Source organism: Magnetococcales bacterium (assembly GCA_015231925.1).
Classification (GTDB): Bacteria; Pseudomonadota; Magnetococcia; order Magnetococcales; family JADGAQ01; genus JADGAQ01.
The window spans coordinates 1-15,622 of sequence record JADGAQ010000092.1; the positions used below are offsets into that span (position 1 = coordinate 1).

16 protein-coding genes are annotated in these 15,622 nt (G+C 59.8%); 5 read left to right on the top strand and 11 right to left on the bottom strand.

Features of this window, described 5'->3' with window-relative positions; translation table 11 throughout:
* The coding region (locus HQL56_11215) for a DUF4351 domain-containing protein (protein ID MBF0310085.1) at window positions 1-371 on the top strand (371 nt) is incomplete at its 5' end.
* 69 nt (window positions 372-440) lie between these two features.
* Here HQL56_11215 and HQL56_11220 read toward each other — a convergent pair.
* From HQL56_11220 to HQL56_11230, 3 genes are all read right to left on the bottom strand, one after another.
* Window positions 441-1,283 carry a universal stress protein gene (locus tag HQL56_11220; protein ID MBF0310086.1) on the bottom strand — a complete coding sequence of 281 codons (843 nt, stop codon included), beginning with the start codon at window positions 1,281-1,283 and terminating at the stop codon, window positions 441-443.
* 235 nt (window positions 1,284-1,518) lie between these two features.
* Window positions 1,519-1,839: a hypothetical protein gene (locus tag HQL56_11225; protein MBF0310087.1), complete on the bottom strand. Its 321-nt coding sequence runs from the start codon at window positions 1,837-1,839 to the stop codon at window positions 1,519-1,521.
* A complete protein-coding gene (locus HQL56_11230) occupies window positions 1,836-2,015 on the bottom strand; it encodes a hypothetical protein (protein ID MBF0310088.1) in 180 nt (59 codons plus the stop codon). Before HQL56_11230 ends, HQL56_11225 begins: the two co-directional genes overlap by 4 nt.
* Window positions 2,016-2,275: 260 nt before the next feature.
* Between HQL56_11230 and HQL56_11235 the strand changes: the two genes are divergently transcribed.
* The 4 genes from HQL56_11235 (at window position 2,276) to HQL56_11250 (ending at window position 6,609) form a co-directional block, all read left to right on the top strand.
* Window positions 2,276-3,766, top strand: a complete 1,491-nt coding sequence (locus HQL56_11235) for a HAMP domain-containing protein (GenBank protein ID MBF0310089.1) — start codon at window positions 2,276-2,278, stop codon at window positions 3,764-3,766.
* Between the two features lie 2 nt (window positions 3,767-3,768).
* Window positions 3,769-5,148, top strand: coding sequence for a sigma-54-dependent Fis family transcriptional regulator (locus tag HQL56_11240; GenBank protein ID MBF0310090.1), 1,380 nt, complete (start codon window positions 3,769-3,771; stop codon window positions 5,146-5,148).
* A gap of 126 nt (window positions 5,149-5,274) precedes the next feature.
* Entirely contained in the window at window positions 5,275-6,165 is an 891-nt protein-coding gene (locus HQL56_11245; protein MBF0310091.1) for a sulfite exporter TauE/SafE family protein, read from the top strand.
* Between the two features lie 18 nt (window positions 6,166-6,183).
* Window positions 6,184-6,609: a hypothetical protein gene (locus tag HQL56_11250; protein MBF0310092.1), complete on the top strand. Its 426-nt coding sequence runs from the start codon at window positions 6,184-6,186 to the stop codon at window positions 6,607-6,609.
* A gap of 136 nt (window positions 6,610-6,745) precedes the next feature.
* Here the strand turns inward: HQL56_11250 and HQL56_11255 are convergent, their stop codons facing one another.
* The 8 genes from HQL56_11255 to HQL56_11290 form a co-directional block, all read right to left on the bottom strand.
* A complete protein-coding gene (locus HQL56_11255) occupies window positions 6,746-9,991 on the bottom strand; it encodes an SUMF1/EgtB/PvdO family nonheme iron enzyme (GenBank protein MBF0310093.1) in 3,246 nt (1,081 codons plus the stop codon).
* A complete protein-coding gene (locus HQL56_11260) occupies window positions 9,991-10,644 on the bottom strand; it encodes a hypothetical protein (protein ID MBF0310094.1) in 654 nt (217 codons plus the stop codon). The genes HQL56_11255 and HQL56_11260 overlap by 1 nt, the downstream gene beginning before the upstream one ends.
* On the bottom strand, window positions 10,635-11,834 hold the full coding sequence (locus HQL56_11265) for a toll/interleukin-1 receptor domain-containing protein (GenBank protein MBF0310095.1): 1,200 nt from the start codon (window positions 11,832-11,834) through the stop codon (window positions 10,635-10,637). The genes HQL56_11260 and HQL56_11265 overlap by 10 nt, the downstream gene beginning before the upstream one ends.
* An 80-nt stretch (window positions 11,835-11,914) precedes the next feature.
* Window positions 11,915-12,214: a DUF4351 domain-containing protein gene (locus HQL56_11270; protein ID MBF0310096.1), complete on the bottom strand. Its 300-nt coding sequence runs from the start codon at window positions 12,212-12,214 to the stop codon at window positions 11,915-11,917.
* A 286-nt stretch (window positions 12,215-12,500) separates the two neighbouring features.
* Window positions 12,501-13,115 carry a TerC family protein gene (locus HQL56_11275; GenBank protein ID MBF0310097.1) on the bottom strand — a complete coding sequence of 205 codons (615 nt, stop codon included), beginning with the start codon at window positions 13,113-13,115 and terminating at the stop codon, window positions 12,501-12,503.
* Window positions 13,116-13,159: 44 nt separating this feature from the next.
* Window positions 13,160-13,765, bottom strand: a complete 606-nt coding sequence (locus HQL56_11280) for a TMEM165/GDT1 family protein (GenBank protein MBF0310098.1) — start codon at window positions 13,763-13,765, stop codon at window positions 13,160-13,162.
* Window positions 13,766-14,676: 911 nt separating this feature from the next.
* The gene (locus HQL56_11285) at window positions 14,677-15,168 is read right to left on the bottom strand and encodes a nitrous oxide reductase accessory protein NosL (GenBank protein ID MBF0310099.1); all 492 of its coding nucleotides are present in this window, start codon (window positions 15,166-15,168) and stop codon (window positions 14,677-14,679) included.
* Window positions 15,165-15,622: ABC transporter permease subunit (locus HQL56_11290; protein MBF0310100.1), on the bottom strand; the 458-nt coding region annotated here is incomplete at its 5' end. The genes HQL56_11285 and HQL56_11290, both read right to left, overlap by 4 nt.

Consider the following 15,622-nt stretch of genomic DNA (forward strand, 5'->3'; position numbering starts at 1 on the left):
AAACCGTTCCGGAACAGATTCGCCTCATTCCGATCCGTCACGCCTTCGAGAAGGCCATGGTGGCCAATATGACACCGGATGAACTCGAACTCTACGACAAGGCGGGGATCGCCATCACCGATGCCCGTGGGGCGGTCGAACTGGCCAGAGAGGAAGGGGAGGCCAAAGGCCGTCAGGAGGGCATCCGGATTGGTGAGCGAAAAGGCCTTCGAGAAGGCGAAATGCGTGCCCTGCTTCGCCAAATCCAACGTCGCTTCGGCATAATTCCCCAGTGGGTTCATGTCAAACTGACGAACGCCGACCTTCAGACCCTGGAAACCTGGACAGAGAGAATTTTGGACGTCGAGTCTTTGGAGGATGTTTTTCAGTAGGTTGACGGAAACAGTGCCTGCCTCACCCCACCCCTCTCCCGAGGGGAGAGGGAGCGGGACAAAGGCCGATTACCCCCGCACCGTCAACACCGGGCAGTGGGCGGAGCCGAGGATGCGTTCGATGACGCTGCCCAGCAGCATGTTGCCGAAGCCGGTGCGACCGAAGCTGCCGCCGACGATCAGGTCGCAACCCCGCTGTTTGGCGGTTTCCACTACCACCGTGGGAGGATCCCCTTCGAGTATCAGGCTGTTCACCACCACACCCTCGTTTTGGGCGAAGGAGACGATGCGCTTCACCGCCTCTTCCGCCTGGTGACGCCGCTCCTGGTTGTACTCCCGGCGCAAGACCGTCAGCACCGCCAGGGCGAGGTTGCCCTGCCGCGCCAGGCGCAAGGCCGCCACCGCCGCCGCGTCGCCGTGACGCGAACCATCGGTGGTCAAGAGGATCTCCTTCTGCCACATGCGGCTGTCCCGAGGCACCACCAGCACCTTGCAGGTGGCCTGTCCCACCACCCGCGCCGTGGCATGGCCCACCCTCAGCCGCGCCAGCCTGCGTTGCCCGCGCCGCCCCATGACGATCAGATCCGTTCCGGTCTCCGTCGCTGCCTCCAGTATCACCTCTTCCGGACTCATGCCCCGACGCACCAGCGTCCCATGGGAGAGTCCCAGCCGTTCGGCCTGCTGCGCCACGGCCCGCACCTGTCGCAAAGCCTCCTCTTCCGCCGCAGCAACCCGATCGGGGGCGATGGCGTCGTATTCGATGTTGGAAAAGACCATGCGCAAGATCGACAACTGCGCCTGGAAACGCCCCGCCAGATCGAGAGCCACGGCATCGGCACCCCCGCTGAATTCCGATCCTTCCGTAGCCAGCAGAATCCGCTCGAAACGATCCGTGGGAGAGAGCTGTTGCATGAGAGACCTCCGGCGCACGGGAATGGGAATGGGCTTCCGAGACGGCCAATCGGGAAGTGACCCGCAACGCTCCCCGCATCGACATCTTAATGCGGTTGGCGATTTCAGGCAACAAAAGACCGGACCTCCCCACAGCCCGTCCCATTCACCCATCCCCGCAGCAACCGGATCGGCAACGCGCCTCGTGCTGACGCGCCCTGGCCGGTTTCGCCAGGAAATGGATCAATAAGACAAACTACGAGGAAGTCGGACGCAGGGTCGGAGCGATCACCACCAACGGGCACGGCAGCCTCCGACGCAGCTCCCGTTCCCCAAAACCCATACCCTCCAGTTCCCGACGCTCCATCACCACCAGCAGGAGGTCGCGCCCTCCCGACTCACGCAACGCCTCCACCACGGCTCCCAGGCTCTCCGGGCCGGGGAGACGCCTCCACTCCAGGGTGGCCTCCAAACGCGCCGCCAGATTGCGGGCGCACGGCAGAATCCCCTCGGACAGCTCCCCGGACCCCGAGGCCAGCACCACCCGGCGCACCTCACGGATCCCCGATACCTTCACATGCCCGGTGTCGGGAGCGGGCTCCCCTCCGGAAAACGCACCACCGGTCGTTCCAATTTCCGTTCCGTGGTCGGCGGCTCGGAATGCAGCATCTCCAGCGCCATCTCCCGCTCTCCCTCCTCCGCCAGGCCCGCCGCGGCAAACATCCGCTCCCAACGCGACATCAACTCGTTCATGCCCATTACTCCCAGGATCGAAGGAAAGATCACCACGTTCTCTTGCCCTTTCCCTTGGAAGGAGCATGCCAAGTGGAATTCATTTTAAATTTCAGCACGTTATTCAATACACCCCAAATCAGTGCGTTGCATATTGCAACATATTCAACGGAAATATTTGGGGAAATGGACTATTTTTTCTTGAAAAATGGCCCCTGGGCCCTAAAAGTAGCAGGTGTTGCAAAGAGAAACAGTTCTGTTGCCTTCAGCAATGGCCAGCCATGTCTTCCCTGCGTCGCAAAATCATTCTGGCCTATCTGGCGGTGGGTCTGCTTTTCGTGGGGCTGTTGCTGCTGGCTCACATGGAGCTGCGTCGGCTGGAAAATCAGATCAAGGCCGAAGAGGGATTGCTTGAGTTTTTTAATGCCGTTCTTGAAATGCGGCGTTATGAGAAAAATTTCCTACTCTACAATAATGAGCTTGATATTCAGGAACACGGGCGCTGGCATCGGGAGGCGCAACCTTATGTGACCGAACGGCTGGGCCGCCCCCCGAATCCGGCCCGCATGACGGAGTGGCGCTCCCTGAAACAGAAGATGGAGCGCTACCAGGAGGCCATGGACCAACTGGTGGCCGCTCGCGGCGGCGGGGAGGCGGACGGCGCGGTCATGGTCCACCGGGAAGATCAGTTGCGGCAGGCGGGCAAGGAGTTGGTGGCCTGGGCGGAGTGGCTGGCAAAACAGGAAAAAGAACAGCTCGCTGCGGCCATGGCCCAGCACCGCTTTCTGCTGCTGGTGATCATGCTGTTTCTGGTGCTGTTGCTGTGGCTGGTGGGCTATCGCCTGTCCCGCGCGGTGACCCGCCCCCTCAAGGCTGTGGAAGAGGCCATGCGGCAGGTGGCGGAAGGCCTGACCAGTCCCATCGATCTGCCTTACCGGGATCAGGAGATCCGGTCCCTGACCCTGGCTTTCAATCGCATGATCAAGGAGTTGCACGCCCGGCAGAGACATCTGATCCGTGCGGAAAAGCTCGCCGCCCTGGGCACCACCCTTTCGGGGGTGGCCCACGAGCTGAACAACCCCTTGTCCAATATCGCCACCTCCTGCCAGATTCTGCTGGAGGATGCGGAGGCGCCGCCGTTTCAAAGGCGTCTGCTGGAGCATATCGACAGCCAGACCCTGCGGGCCGCCGGCATCGTGCGCAGTCTGCTCGATTTCGCCCGGGATCGCCCCTTTCGCAAGGAGCCGGTCCAGGCCGTCACCCTGGTGGAGGACACCCTGCGACTGCTGAAACCCCACCTTCGGGAGGGGGTCGATCTGGAGGTGCGTATTGCGCCGGGGCTGACCCTCTTCGCCGACACGGGCAAGCTGCAACAGGTGCTGCTGAACCTGATCAAGAACGCGATGGACGCCGTTCCCGAGGCTTCGGGCCGGGTGGTGGTGGAAGGGGAGTCGCTGCCCGCCCCTCCCGATCTGGAGACCCCGGCCTCGGGACGACTCACCCTGGGGGATGTCTCGACCTTCGGCAATCGGGGTTGCGTGACCTTGCGGGTGCGGGACAACGGCACGGGGATCGACGCAGCCTGTCTGCCGCGCCTTTTCGATCCCTTTTTCACCACCAAGGAGGCGGGCAAGGGGGCGGGTCTGGGGCTTTTCGTCACCCACGAGATCGTGGAAAAACATGGTGGAGCCCTGATGGTGGAGTCCCTTCCCGGCAGGGGCGCCACCTTTCACCTCTTCCTGCCGGAAGAGCCGCCGCGAGGAGAGCCGTGACCATGGACGAGACGCCGAAAGGCCGCCTGCTGGTGGTCGACGACGAGAAAATCGCCGTGGAAAACCTGGAATACATCCTGAAACGGGACGGTCACGAAGTGACCGCGGTCACCTCGGGAGCCTCCGCGCTCAAGCTGTTGCAGGAGCGGGAGTTCGACGTGGTGCTGACCGACCTGCGCATGGAAAAGGTCGACGGCATGGGGCTGCTGGAGTGCTGTCGCGAGCGACATCCCGACACGGAGGTGATCCTCGTCACCGGTTTCGCCACGTTGGAATCGGCGGTGGAGGCCATGAAACGGGGGGCCTTCCATTACATCGCCAAGCCGTTCCGCCTGGACGAAGTGCGCAAGCTCACCGGGCAGGCACTGGAGAAGATCCGCCTGAAACGGGAAAACCGCCACCTGCGGGAGGAGATCGCCCGCTATCAGGGGGAGGAGCGCATCGTCACCCAGGACGGGGGCATGTTGAAGCTCCTGGAGTTCACCCGGCAGGTGGCGCCCACCGATTGCAATTGCCTGATCGTCGGCGAAAGCGGCGTGGGCAAGGAGATGTTCGCCAGGGAGCTGCACGCCCGTTCCGGTCGCACGGGACCGTTCGTGGGGGTCAACTGCGGCGCATTTCAGGAGTCGCTGCTGGAGAACGAGCTGTTCGGCCACGCCCGTGGGGCCTTTACCGGGGCCGGCAGCGACCGCAAGGGGGTCATCGAGGCCGCCCGGGGGGGCACTCTCTTCCTGGACGAAATCACCGAGATGTCCCCGGCCATGCAGGTCAAATTCCTGCGGGTCATTCAGGAGCGGGAGGTGCGTCGTCTGGGGGATACCACCGCGATAGCCGTGGATCTGCGTTTCGTGGGGGCCACCAATCGCAATCTGCAGGAGGAGGTGGCCCAGGGACGTTTTCGCAAGGATCTCTTCTTCCGGCTCAACGTGGCGCAGTTGGCCATTCCGCCCCTGGCGGAACGCAAGGGGGACATCCCCCTGCTGGCGCACCATTTTTTGCGGCAGTTCGCCCAGCGATTCGGCAAGGAGGTCGTCGACATCGATCCGGAGGTGATGGCGGTGTTGTCGGGATACGGCTATCCGGGCAACGTGCGGGAGTTGCGCAACATCATCGAACGCGGCGTGGTGGTCTCCACGGGGCAGACCTTGCAGATGGCCCATCTGCCGGACGATCTGCGGGAGATGGAGATCATGACCATCCGGCGCAGCGAAGGCCGGCTGCCCACCCTGGACGAACGGGAACGGGAGTATGTGCAGTGGGTCTTTCGCAACGAAGCCCACGGCAATCAGACCCTGGCGGCGCAGATACTCGGCATCGACCGGGTCTCCCTGTGGCGGAAATTGAAGAAGTACAGCGCGGTGGAATCAACGGAAGAGCCCTGATCGGGCGGACAGTTTCATCCAAGGAGGCATGAGATGGCAGCGGAGGAGGCGACAACCCCCCGGTCGGACTGGAAACCCGGCTGGCGGTGGTGGACGGTATTGGTGATTCTGGCAGGGCTGGGGCTGATGGAAGGGGTTTGGGCCACGGAGATGGCGGCCAACGCTCCCCCGGCGGCTCATCCCTGGTGGATGTGGCCCGCGTTGATGTTTGCGGTCACCTTTGTGCTGGGCATCGTCGCGGTCTTGTCGGGAGTGGGCGGCGGGGTGCTTTTCGTGCCCATCGTGGGGGGCTTCTTCCCCTTCAATCTTGACTTCGTGCGGGGCGCGGGTCTGCTGGTGGCCCTGTCGGGGGCGCTGGCGGCGGGACCGGGCCTGCTGAAGGCGGGCATGGCCGATCTGCGACTGGCCCTGCCCATGGCTCTCATCGCCTCCACCGCCGCCATCGGCGGGGCCATGATGGGTTTGGCCATGCCGCAGCATGTGGTGCAGATCGCCCTCGGAGCCACCATTCTGGGCATCGTCTTCATCATGTACAAGGCCAAGAAGTCGGAGTTTCCCGAGGTGCCCGCCGCCGACAGCCTCTCCACCACCCTGCGCATTTACGGCGTCTATCACGAAGCCTCCAGCGGCAAGAACGTCGATTGGAAGATTCATCGCACCGCCAAGGGCATGGGGCTGTTCGTACTGATCGGCATTCTGGCGGGCATGTTCGGCCTGGGTGCGGGTTGGGCCAACGTACCGGTGCTGAATCTGGTCATGGGCGCTCCCCTCAAGGTTTCGGTGGCCACCAGCAAGTTTCTGCTCTCCATCACCGACACCTCGGCGGCCTGGATCTACATCAATCAGGGGGCGGTCCTGCCCATGATGGTGGTGCCCTCCCTCATCGGGGTGATGCTGGGTTCGCTCATCGGCGTGCGACTGCTGGCGGTGACCAAACCCGCCATGATTCGCATCATTGTATTGGTCATGCTCACCTTCGCGGGTCTTCGGGCCATTCTGAAGGGTTTGGGCATCTGATATCGGGAGGAGATCCTCATGGCCGACGCATCTGCGGGCGCCAAGCCCACTGAAGAACAACTCGTTTACGCCCGCCTGCTCGACAAGGGCATGAAGTTGGGCATCGTGCTGCTCATCCTCTCCTTCGGGGTTTACGTCACGGGGGTTCTGCCGCCCCACATCCCCCTGGACGACCTGCCCAAATACTGGGGCATGGGCATTCACGACTACCTTCAGGCCACGGGCATCAAACCCGGCCTGGCCTGGGTGAGCATGCTGCACAAGGGCGACTTCCTCAACTTCGTGGGCATCGCCTTCCTGGCGGGGGTCACCATCCTCTGCTACATTCCGCTGGTGTGGATGTTTTTCAGCAAGAAGGACACCATCTTCGGCGTTATCGCCCTGCTGGAAATCCTGGTCCTCTCCCTGGCCGCTTCCGGCGTACTGCAGGTGGGAGGGCATTGATCTGTTGCGGTTTACCGGGGTTCGGGGGGGATTATCCCCCCCGACGGGTCCAGGGCAGCGCCCTGGGACGTGGTCTTTCGCTGTTGAATCAGTAACCTTGCGGCGTGTTGGGTGCTGACAAGGTACGAATGGATATTTATCCTCTCGCCAGCATCAACGCCACCCGAAAACCGCCGTTTCCGTCCCGGAATCCGGCAGGGGCGCCGACACGATAGGACGAACGCAGATACTCAGCGGGAAGGCCCCAGGCCCCACCCCTAAGAACACAGACGGCATCTTCCGCAACCTCGGTCTGGACCGGAATCGCCCCCAAAGGCCGCATCTCTTCATCGTGCAGATCCTGCTGCCACTCCCAAACGTTGCCCGCCAGGTCGCAATGGCCGTATGGGCCATCACCCGACGGAAACAACCCCACAGGAGTGGGCGCACGGGTCTTCCCAATGGCATAATTGGCCCGATCGGGGCTGGGAGCGGCATCCCCCCAGGGATACATGCCATTCGCCGGAGTGGCCGCCTGTTGCCAAACCGCCTCCGCTGGCAGACAAAACCTCTCTCCCCGTTGTTCGCTCAACCAGTGGCAATAGGCCCTTGCCTCGAACCAACTTACTCCTGTCACGGGTCGATTGGGATGGTCGAGTTGTTGATCCCAGTCACCCGGTTCCATCCAGTTCCACTTTTGGCGCAACCGCCAACCCACAGCACCCCAGCATTTCGGCTCCTGGTAACCGCCCTGCTCCACGAAGCGTTGAAACTCCATCACCGTCACGGGATATTTGCCCAGTTTCCAGCCGCCGGTTCCGGGCACCTCAATGAGGGTCAAGACCCGCAATCGGGGATCGCCCGCTTTGCCCAAGGCTTCAGCCGCTTCGATGCGTTGTTTGATGGGAACCTGTGCGGCACCTTCCAAGGTGAAAATGGCCAGTGCTTTGTGAAGAACCTGGGCGTATTTGGCTTCGATCTCCGGCAGGGGTTTGTAGTGACAGGCACCCAGAGAGGTCAACAGCCGCCCGAGAAGACCGGCTAGTCGCGCCTCGGCTGCAAGATCCGAGTTGTCGCCACGCTGTTTGAGGATGCGTTGCAGCAGTCTATCAACCCGCCGCCCGCCTCCTTCGTCGAAGAGTGCGCCGGGGAAGAGTTCCACCGTCTCCCGCCACTGCGGATCCTCCAGCCGCTTTTCCAGTATGGGCCAGAAATCCTCTTCGCCCTCGCCATCCCCCAGCCAGGCCAGGGCCTGGGCTGCCAGATACTCCTGAAAGATCAACATCCAGAACTTCAAGCGGTTATACCCTACTTCCTCGACGATGCCGCTGCCCAGGCACTCGAAGGCCAGCCACTCCCGACCGCGTTTGAGTCGTTCGGGCTGGGTCTTCAATTCGGGAAAATGGCGATGAATTCGAGCCTCGATGGCAACAGCCCCATCCTGGATGTCGAAGACGACCCGTTTGCCTTTTGCTCCCTGCATCAGAGCCAGGGCCAGATCGGCTAGGGCTTCGTATGCAAATTGATCGGTGAATCCGGTTCCGAAACGCTGCTCTGTGCGAGAGGAGATCAGCCAGCGTATCACCGCCGAAAAAACGCGGAAGCGGCCTTCCGGCAGTCTGCCTTCGTTCCAATACACCACACAGAGGCAAGTCAGCATAACCGGGTTGGCGGCCATGCGGCAGATGTCGATACGCTCCAGAATGGCCCTTTGCAGCGCTTCATTGAGGTCTTCTGTAAGCTGGGAGCGGGATTCTCCATGCAGTGCCGAGACCCAGCGGGAGATGAATTCGCTGATTTCTCCCTTGCCGAAGGGTTCGATAACGACGTGGTGGAAACCAAGCGGCTTGACCTGCTCCACCCCGACGGGGCGAGAAGTCAGTACGATAGGGCTCTTATTCCAAACCCGGATGGCATCGGCCACAATGGTGTAAAAGCGACTGCGTAATCCCTCATCCGCCACCTCATCGAGTCCGTCCAACAGTAGGAGAGCCTCTCCCCGTTCCAACAGGCCGATGAAGTGGTCCCTCCCCCCTTCGGGCAATTCGGTGGTGGCCGCCAACAGATCGAGCAGTCGCAAACGGTTGTCCGGAAGATAGGGTTTTACATCCTTGATCAACAACTCCGCCAGTTCCGACAGACGCAAAAAGAGGGGGATTTTTGGGGCACCCTTTGTGGGCAAACCAAGATACCGCTCCCGCCAGCTTCGCCCGCCCTCCGGAGCTGGTAGCCCCAACAAGTCCTTGGCCAGCATGGCGGCAATCAGCTTGAGAAAGGTCGTTTTGCCCGCACCAGGCTGGCCCTCGATAAGCAAACGGGGCGATCGCGGAAGCAGCGACTTCAGATCCTGATGGCTCTCCCCCCCACGACGCAAAGTGGTGTACAATTGTTCGATGGGGTAACGCCCCGAGTCCTTCTGCCGCCCCACTTCGAAGCCGATACCTCGAATTTCCAGGGTTCCGGTACGATGCAGGAGCGATTCCAGTAATAGCAGGTGCCAATCGGGCAATACGACATGGGGATCTATATTGTTTGCAAGCCTTAACATATCGGCGCGCATGAGTATCGAGGTTTGATGTTCCACCAAAGCGGCCACTTTTTCCAAAAAGGCATACTTTGTCCGATAAAGAACCCTAGATTTTTCCCAGAAGGACTCTATATCTACCACACCAACTGGCACAAAAGCGTCCAGGTGCTTTCTGGCCAACTTTATGGCTTCATCCTCAATATCGTTACCTTCAAAACGCATGGCCACCGGCAAGAAAGGCAAATCCTCCCTCTGGCTGCGGATGGATTGCGCCACACCGGCAATACCGATAATGCTCTGACGATTGAGGGTGAAGCAGAGTACCACCTGGTCCGGCATCTGGACGGTGCAAATCCCGGAGGTGTCCGAAATGCCGGTGCGTGAATCGATCAGAATATAGTCGAACGACTCCTTCAACCACTCCCGGAAGGCATCCAGAAAATCTCCGCCACTCAGTCGCTCGTAAAAATCATCCCAATTAAAATTCCGCACCATGTCGCCATAGCCCTGGTCCTGACGCCCAGCCCCCATGAAATAAATGGGCTTGCCATCCGGAAGAGTAAGCTTTCGAACGTAGTTCTCCGCTTTGGCCAGAAGAATCGGCGCCTCTTCTCCCTTGGGCCGCTGGGAATCCGGAATGGAAACCTTCCTGGCATATTCCCAAAGCAGGTCGATCAATCCAGGCGTTTTGATCAGTTCAGCGTCGGATGGAAACAAATCATGGAAATAACGATGCAAACCAGGAGCTTCAAAGTCCCAGTCAATCACCAACACCCGATATTCTCGCTGAGAAAGCAAACAGGCCACATTGGCCAGGGCCATGGTCCGACCGGTTCCGCCTTTGTAGGAGTAAAAGGTGATGATGGTGCCGTTCATCACGATATGCCCGCTTGGTTGGGCAGCGGCGAACTCGAAATAACGGGTTTTTTGTTATTAGAAAGAGCCGGTTTCCGATATTCCTGTTTCACGGAGTTGACAGGCACAATGCCTGAGAGGGTATCGAGAAGGTTATTAAATAATGTCCCATAAGAGGTGGATTCCTGCAAATTCTGCTTTAATTCAGAAGAAAAATGGGCGAGATTGGCATCAAACAGCCGACGGGCCGCCGAACCAGTTGTTGCCACCGGAAAGGCCAGGTCAGGTGAATGACGGTTACAGAAATATCCATAGGCTCTCTCCACATCCTCCATGCCGCCCAGGAAGAATCCAGCCTTATAATCACCTTCCCCAACCTCCGTATGAAGGAAAACCCGCTTTTCATACCCTACGAACGGCTCGCCAAAAAGGCTCGCATTGTCATCCAGACTCCTGGCAATTCCTTGGATCAGATCCTTAACGGCCTTGTCACCCGCAACGATCAAAGCCCCCCTTTTCAACACAAGAGGCGTCAATTCCAACAGCGCAAAACGTAGATTGTCTATCGCTCGAAGAGACCAATAGAGATCCGATTTCTCGGACTCCATAGTGGGTGGAAGCACCGGGATGCTGGCGGCCAGGAAGAACCGGTTCTCGCATGGCACTAAATCCATGACATGTCTCCGTTCTTGTCATATAGCCGAAATGGCAATCCCCTTAACACAGCACGCGATTCTGGTAACTGGCGGACAGAGGAAGGCAAACCATCCTGTAAAAAAGCGAGATGCCGCAACGTTCTCGGAGCTACGCCCTCACGATCGTAGAAAAGCGGAACATAACCACCCTTTTCGGAATATCCACTCCGATCCACCGCTTCCTGTATCCGAAAAGCATCCGGGACACCCACGGCGATTTCGATATAGCGATCAACCCACTTGGAATTGGACAATTTGAGGAACCTTCCAGGATAGGCTACCAAGGCGAACCCCTTCTTCCCGGCAAAATCCACCAAGCGTTTGCGCAAATTCTCTTCCCGCTTCCCATAGGCATCCAACCGCCGAACCGAAACCTGGTTCACCACATTTTGCAGCACCGGGTCTATTAATCTCCATTGGTCCATAGGCTCATCGGCGTTTAGGAAAGCATTCTCCTCCAATACAACCGGATCGGAAAAAATGCCCTTGATCCCTCGATTCCAGGCAACCGTAACAAATCCGATGCCAATCTTGGTAGCAAACGCGATCTCTTCCTGCACCCAGGGACGATCCTGTATGCCAGGACTATGCAGCAGAATCATCAGATCGGAGTCGGCCAACTCCTGCATCAAGGCCTCCTGGAACTTCTCCCCAGGCCGGATCGAATGGGTATCCAGAAAAACCCGGTACCAGCGGGCGCTCAAACGCTCACACAGTTGCAGCGCAATCGCCCGCGACTCCCCTCTGGCATAACTGATAAAGACCTTGCGCTGCAGACGCAACAAACCGAAACGCTCCAGAATCAGATTGCCCAACTCCGCAATATCCATTTCGGAGGCACATTCAAAGGCATTGTACTCTTTTAACGACTCGGGAGCCAACTGATTGAAACTCTTCAAATCAGCCACCACCGGGATGATCGTCAGGGATCTTTCCTGGGCAAAAGCGATGGCACGTTCCTGCTGATCCCAAGGAACCTCCCCGTCACAAAAGACCACGGCAACGAGAGGGGAATTCTCGTCAATCTTATTATATCCACCAAAATAGAATATATTTATAGATTCTTTGGAAATATTAATACATTTTTCTTGTTTTTCCGTGAGATTGCCAAGCAGCCCTTTAGCCGCTTCGCTCTCCGTGTCACCACACAGCAGAACCGCGAAATTCATGCTCCACCCCCAACATGAACACCTTCACCGCTACCAAGTCCAAGCGGCTCCGAAATCCTGAATAGGCCATCACCCCTTTGTCACTCCCCGAAAACCTCCTGCAACGACCCGGCAGTGAGGAGCCGCTCCCCCCAAAGGCCCAGCGTTTCCGTGTCGGCACGCTTCACTCGTGCGGCGTAAGAGTCCGCAAGGGTGCCGAACCGGCGCTGCAACAGGCGCAACAGCAATTCCGCCTCCCCCTCCTGACGGCCCTCCTGACGGCCCTCCTGACGGCCCTCCTGACGACCCTCCTGACGGCCCTCCTGACGGACCTCCCGGCTGATTTTCCGCAGTTGCCGCTTGTGGTCTCTGTTCCAATCATCGATATAGCTGGCCAACATGTTCTTGACCTCCTGCAAATCGTCGGGGATGGAAATATCCGGCGTTGATCCCTCGAACCGTTCCAACCCGGAGAGGATCAACTCCCGAAACAGCTGCTTTACCAGCGGACCGTGGGGATGGTTCTCGAACCAGGAGACCACCTTCCGCGACGCAGCTATGGCTCAGGACGATTTAACGAATAGACAAATAAAAAGTCAAAAGACAGAACATTTTCTTTTTTTGATATTTAAAAGATTAAATATTGAAAGTCAAAAAAAAGGGGCAATTTTCATTGCCCCTTGTAACCTACCCCACCAGCGGGGCCACCTGCAGGCTGCCGCGCCAGACCATGTCGAAGGCCACATAAGTGATGATGGCCAGACCCACCCAGGCCACCCATCGGTGTTTGTGGATCAACTGGGCAATGTAGTTGGCCGCAAAAGCCATCATCACCACCGAAAAGAGCAAACCCAGCACCAGAATGCCCAAATGGTCCTTGGCCGCGCCCGCCACCGCCAGCACGTTGTCCAGCGACATGGAGAGGTCCGCCATGGCCACCTGCCAAACCGCCGCCATGACCGTCTTCTCCTTGACCGGAACAGCGCCGTTATGCTCGTCCGATTCCATCGCCGCCGCCTGCGCCTTCAGCTCCTGAAACATCTGCCAGGCCACGAACAGCAATAACAACCCGCCCGCCAGGGTCAGACCGATGATCTTGAGCAACTGCGTGGTCACCAGCGCAAACAAAATACGCAGGATCACCGCCGCCGCCGTGCCCCAAACCACCACCTTCTTGCGTCGCTCCACAGGAACCGAGGCCGCCGCCATGCCCACCACGATGGCATTGTCCCCCGCCAGCACCAGGTCAATGAAGATCACCTGCACCAAGGCCACAAACTGACTCATCAGTACCGATTCCATGTTTGCTCCACTCCTTCGATTTTAGGACAACCCACCCCTTGGTATCAGAAGACCTTGAGAAGGGCAAGCCCGGCCAAAGCCAGGAAAAAGACGCCACTGATCTGATGCAACCGATGCATGGGTATTTTGGTGAGAATCTTGCGCCCCGCCACCACACCCATGAGCGATGAGGCCGACAAGGCCAGGGTCGAGCCGATCCAGGTCGGAATCAACGGCATGGTGCTGGCCAGTCCCGCTACCGACAACTGCGTCTTGTCCCCCATCTCCGCCAGGAAAATCATCAGGAAGGTGGTGATGAAAATGCCGTGACCCGCCTTCTCCTGCACCTCCTCCCCCTCCTCCGCCGCCTCCTCCTCCTTGGCCCGCAGCGAAAGGATGCCGAACACCGCGAACAACACCGCTACCGCTCCGGCCAAAACCCTCTCCGGAATCATCTTCGCCAAACCCGCGCCAAAGACCACCGCAAGCGTATTCAAAACAACGAACGAGGCAATGGCCCCGAACAGCACCGGCCTGGCGCGATGCCGCGCCGCCAGTGTCATGCAGACCAGCTGGGTCTTGTCCCCCAACTCCGCCAGAAAAATCAGCCCGAACGAGGTAACGACCGGGGTCAGCATCTCGATCAGAGATGTCGTCTCGTCATGCGCCATGGCATGTTCTCCTTGATTCGTTATTGTGTACGGCAGATGAAAAACGGGACTCAGCACGCAGAGACGGCAGAGGTGAGGCTCGGGATCGGATCATGAAGGTATCGATGAGGGGCCGGGCAGTGGTCGTTCCTTGGGACAGAATGGCGCGTGCCCAGCCCCTAGCCGGACGCTGCATCCTGTCCAAAGTCTCGCCATGTCCGATTCGGCAATGCGCCGAAACAAACCGCGTGCGCCATGCAAGCGGGGGAATACCCCCGCCACAAGTATGTTGACGCACGCCCTCCCCGTTGCGGGAAGGCGACTACTCCCCTTGCGACGTGTGCAGCATAGCGGGACGACTCCCGCCTGTCAAGATGAGAATGACTACCCGTTGCGGAGGTCGCCTTGGCCGAAATACGGGGGTCCGGGGGGGAATGTCCCCCCCGGCGGGGTTCGGGGCGGCGCCCCGAGGTGTTGTCGTTGACTTGGCGGTCCGCTGCAGCCAATGAAATCCGGAAAGCCGCCCGCCCATCTCGCACCGAACGGATTTATCGCAGCGGACCGCGGGGGGCAAGGGGGGGGGCCTCATCCCCCCATCCTTGAAGCCGGTTGAAGAGGAAAAACCCACCGCTGCCCCCAAAAATCGGCCGTGAGTCTTTGGACGACGAAGCCCACTCAACCTGGCCCTCTCCCGGAGGGAGAGGCAACACCTCAACGGCTACGGAACACGTCAACGGATGGGGAGGATGAGACCCTCCCCTTGCTCCCTCCGGCGGTCCGAAGCATTCATCAAGATCGGATGTGGGATTGGCTTTTGGCGTTTAAATGAGGTGCTTCGGACCGCCACGTCAACGGCTGAAACCTCGGGGCTCCGCCCCGAACCCCGCCGGGGGGGATAATCCCCCCCGGACCCCCGTATATGCCGCAAGCCGTTACCCTTCCGACTCGGGAAATATCGCCTTGCGGGGAATGGCCGGATAGTCCGCCAGATACCCCCCGTTCTTCTCCACGAAGGCCATGGCCTCCCCGGTCGTGGCGAAGGGTACGATCTCGCTGCCCCCCATGCCACCGGTCTGCCGGCTGTCCAGCACATAGATGGCCGATTTGGCCTCCAGCCAGTTTTCCGGCCCCGGTCGGCTCCAGGGGGAACGGGCCATGTTGTTGACGTAAACCGCCAGCAACCGTTGCGTGGCCCCTTCGGAGTGGAGATAGGCCAGGGTGTCGCGCACCGAGGTGAACCACAACGCTTCCTTCTCGCCCGCCACGTAAGCCTGCCCCTTGGGGCCTTCATGCTCCCTGAGATTCATGCCGCAATAGTAACCCACCGCTTCCGGACCCGGCTCCTGCGGCGGCGGGAGCGGCGAAGAGCCATTCGAACACTGTACCAGCAGCAACAAACCCACCAGCCAGCCGAAACGCCTCACAGCTCCCTCCGTCGAAACAGCGCCATCGCCCCCAGCAACGGCAGCACCAGCCAGACCACCAGGCCGGCCAGCAGCCCCCCCGGTGGAAAATTGACCTGGCCCGACAACCCCGCCAGGCCGGAAAATACCCGCACGTTCTCGAACGCCGTCAGATTGAAAAGCCGGTAGATGTCCGCCGGATTGCCCATCAGCAGCCAGGGGAAGAGATCCTCGTGAATCTGCCCCTTGCTGGCCACCAGCAGCCCCAACAGCCCCAGATCGTAAAGCACCACGAAAGAGAGCCACAGCCCGATGGCCAGTCCCGCCGCCGTGGCCCGCTCCCGCACCCCGGCGGAGATCAGATAGGCCAGGGCCACGAAGTCCATGCCCAGCAACACCGAACTGCCCAGCAAGGCGCCGAAAGCCTGCCAACTGCCCCCGTCACCCCCCTCCCCCAAACCCACCGCCAGCCCCG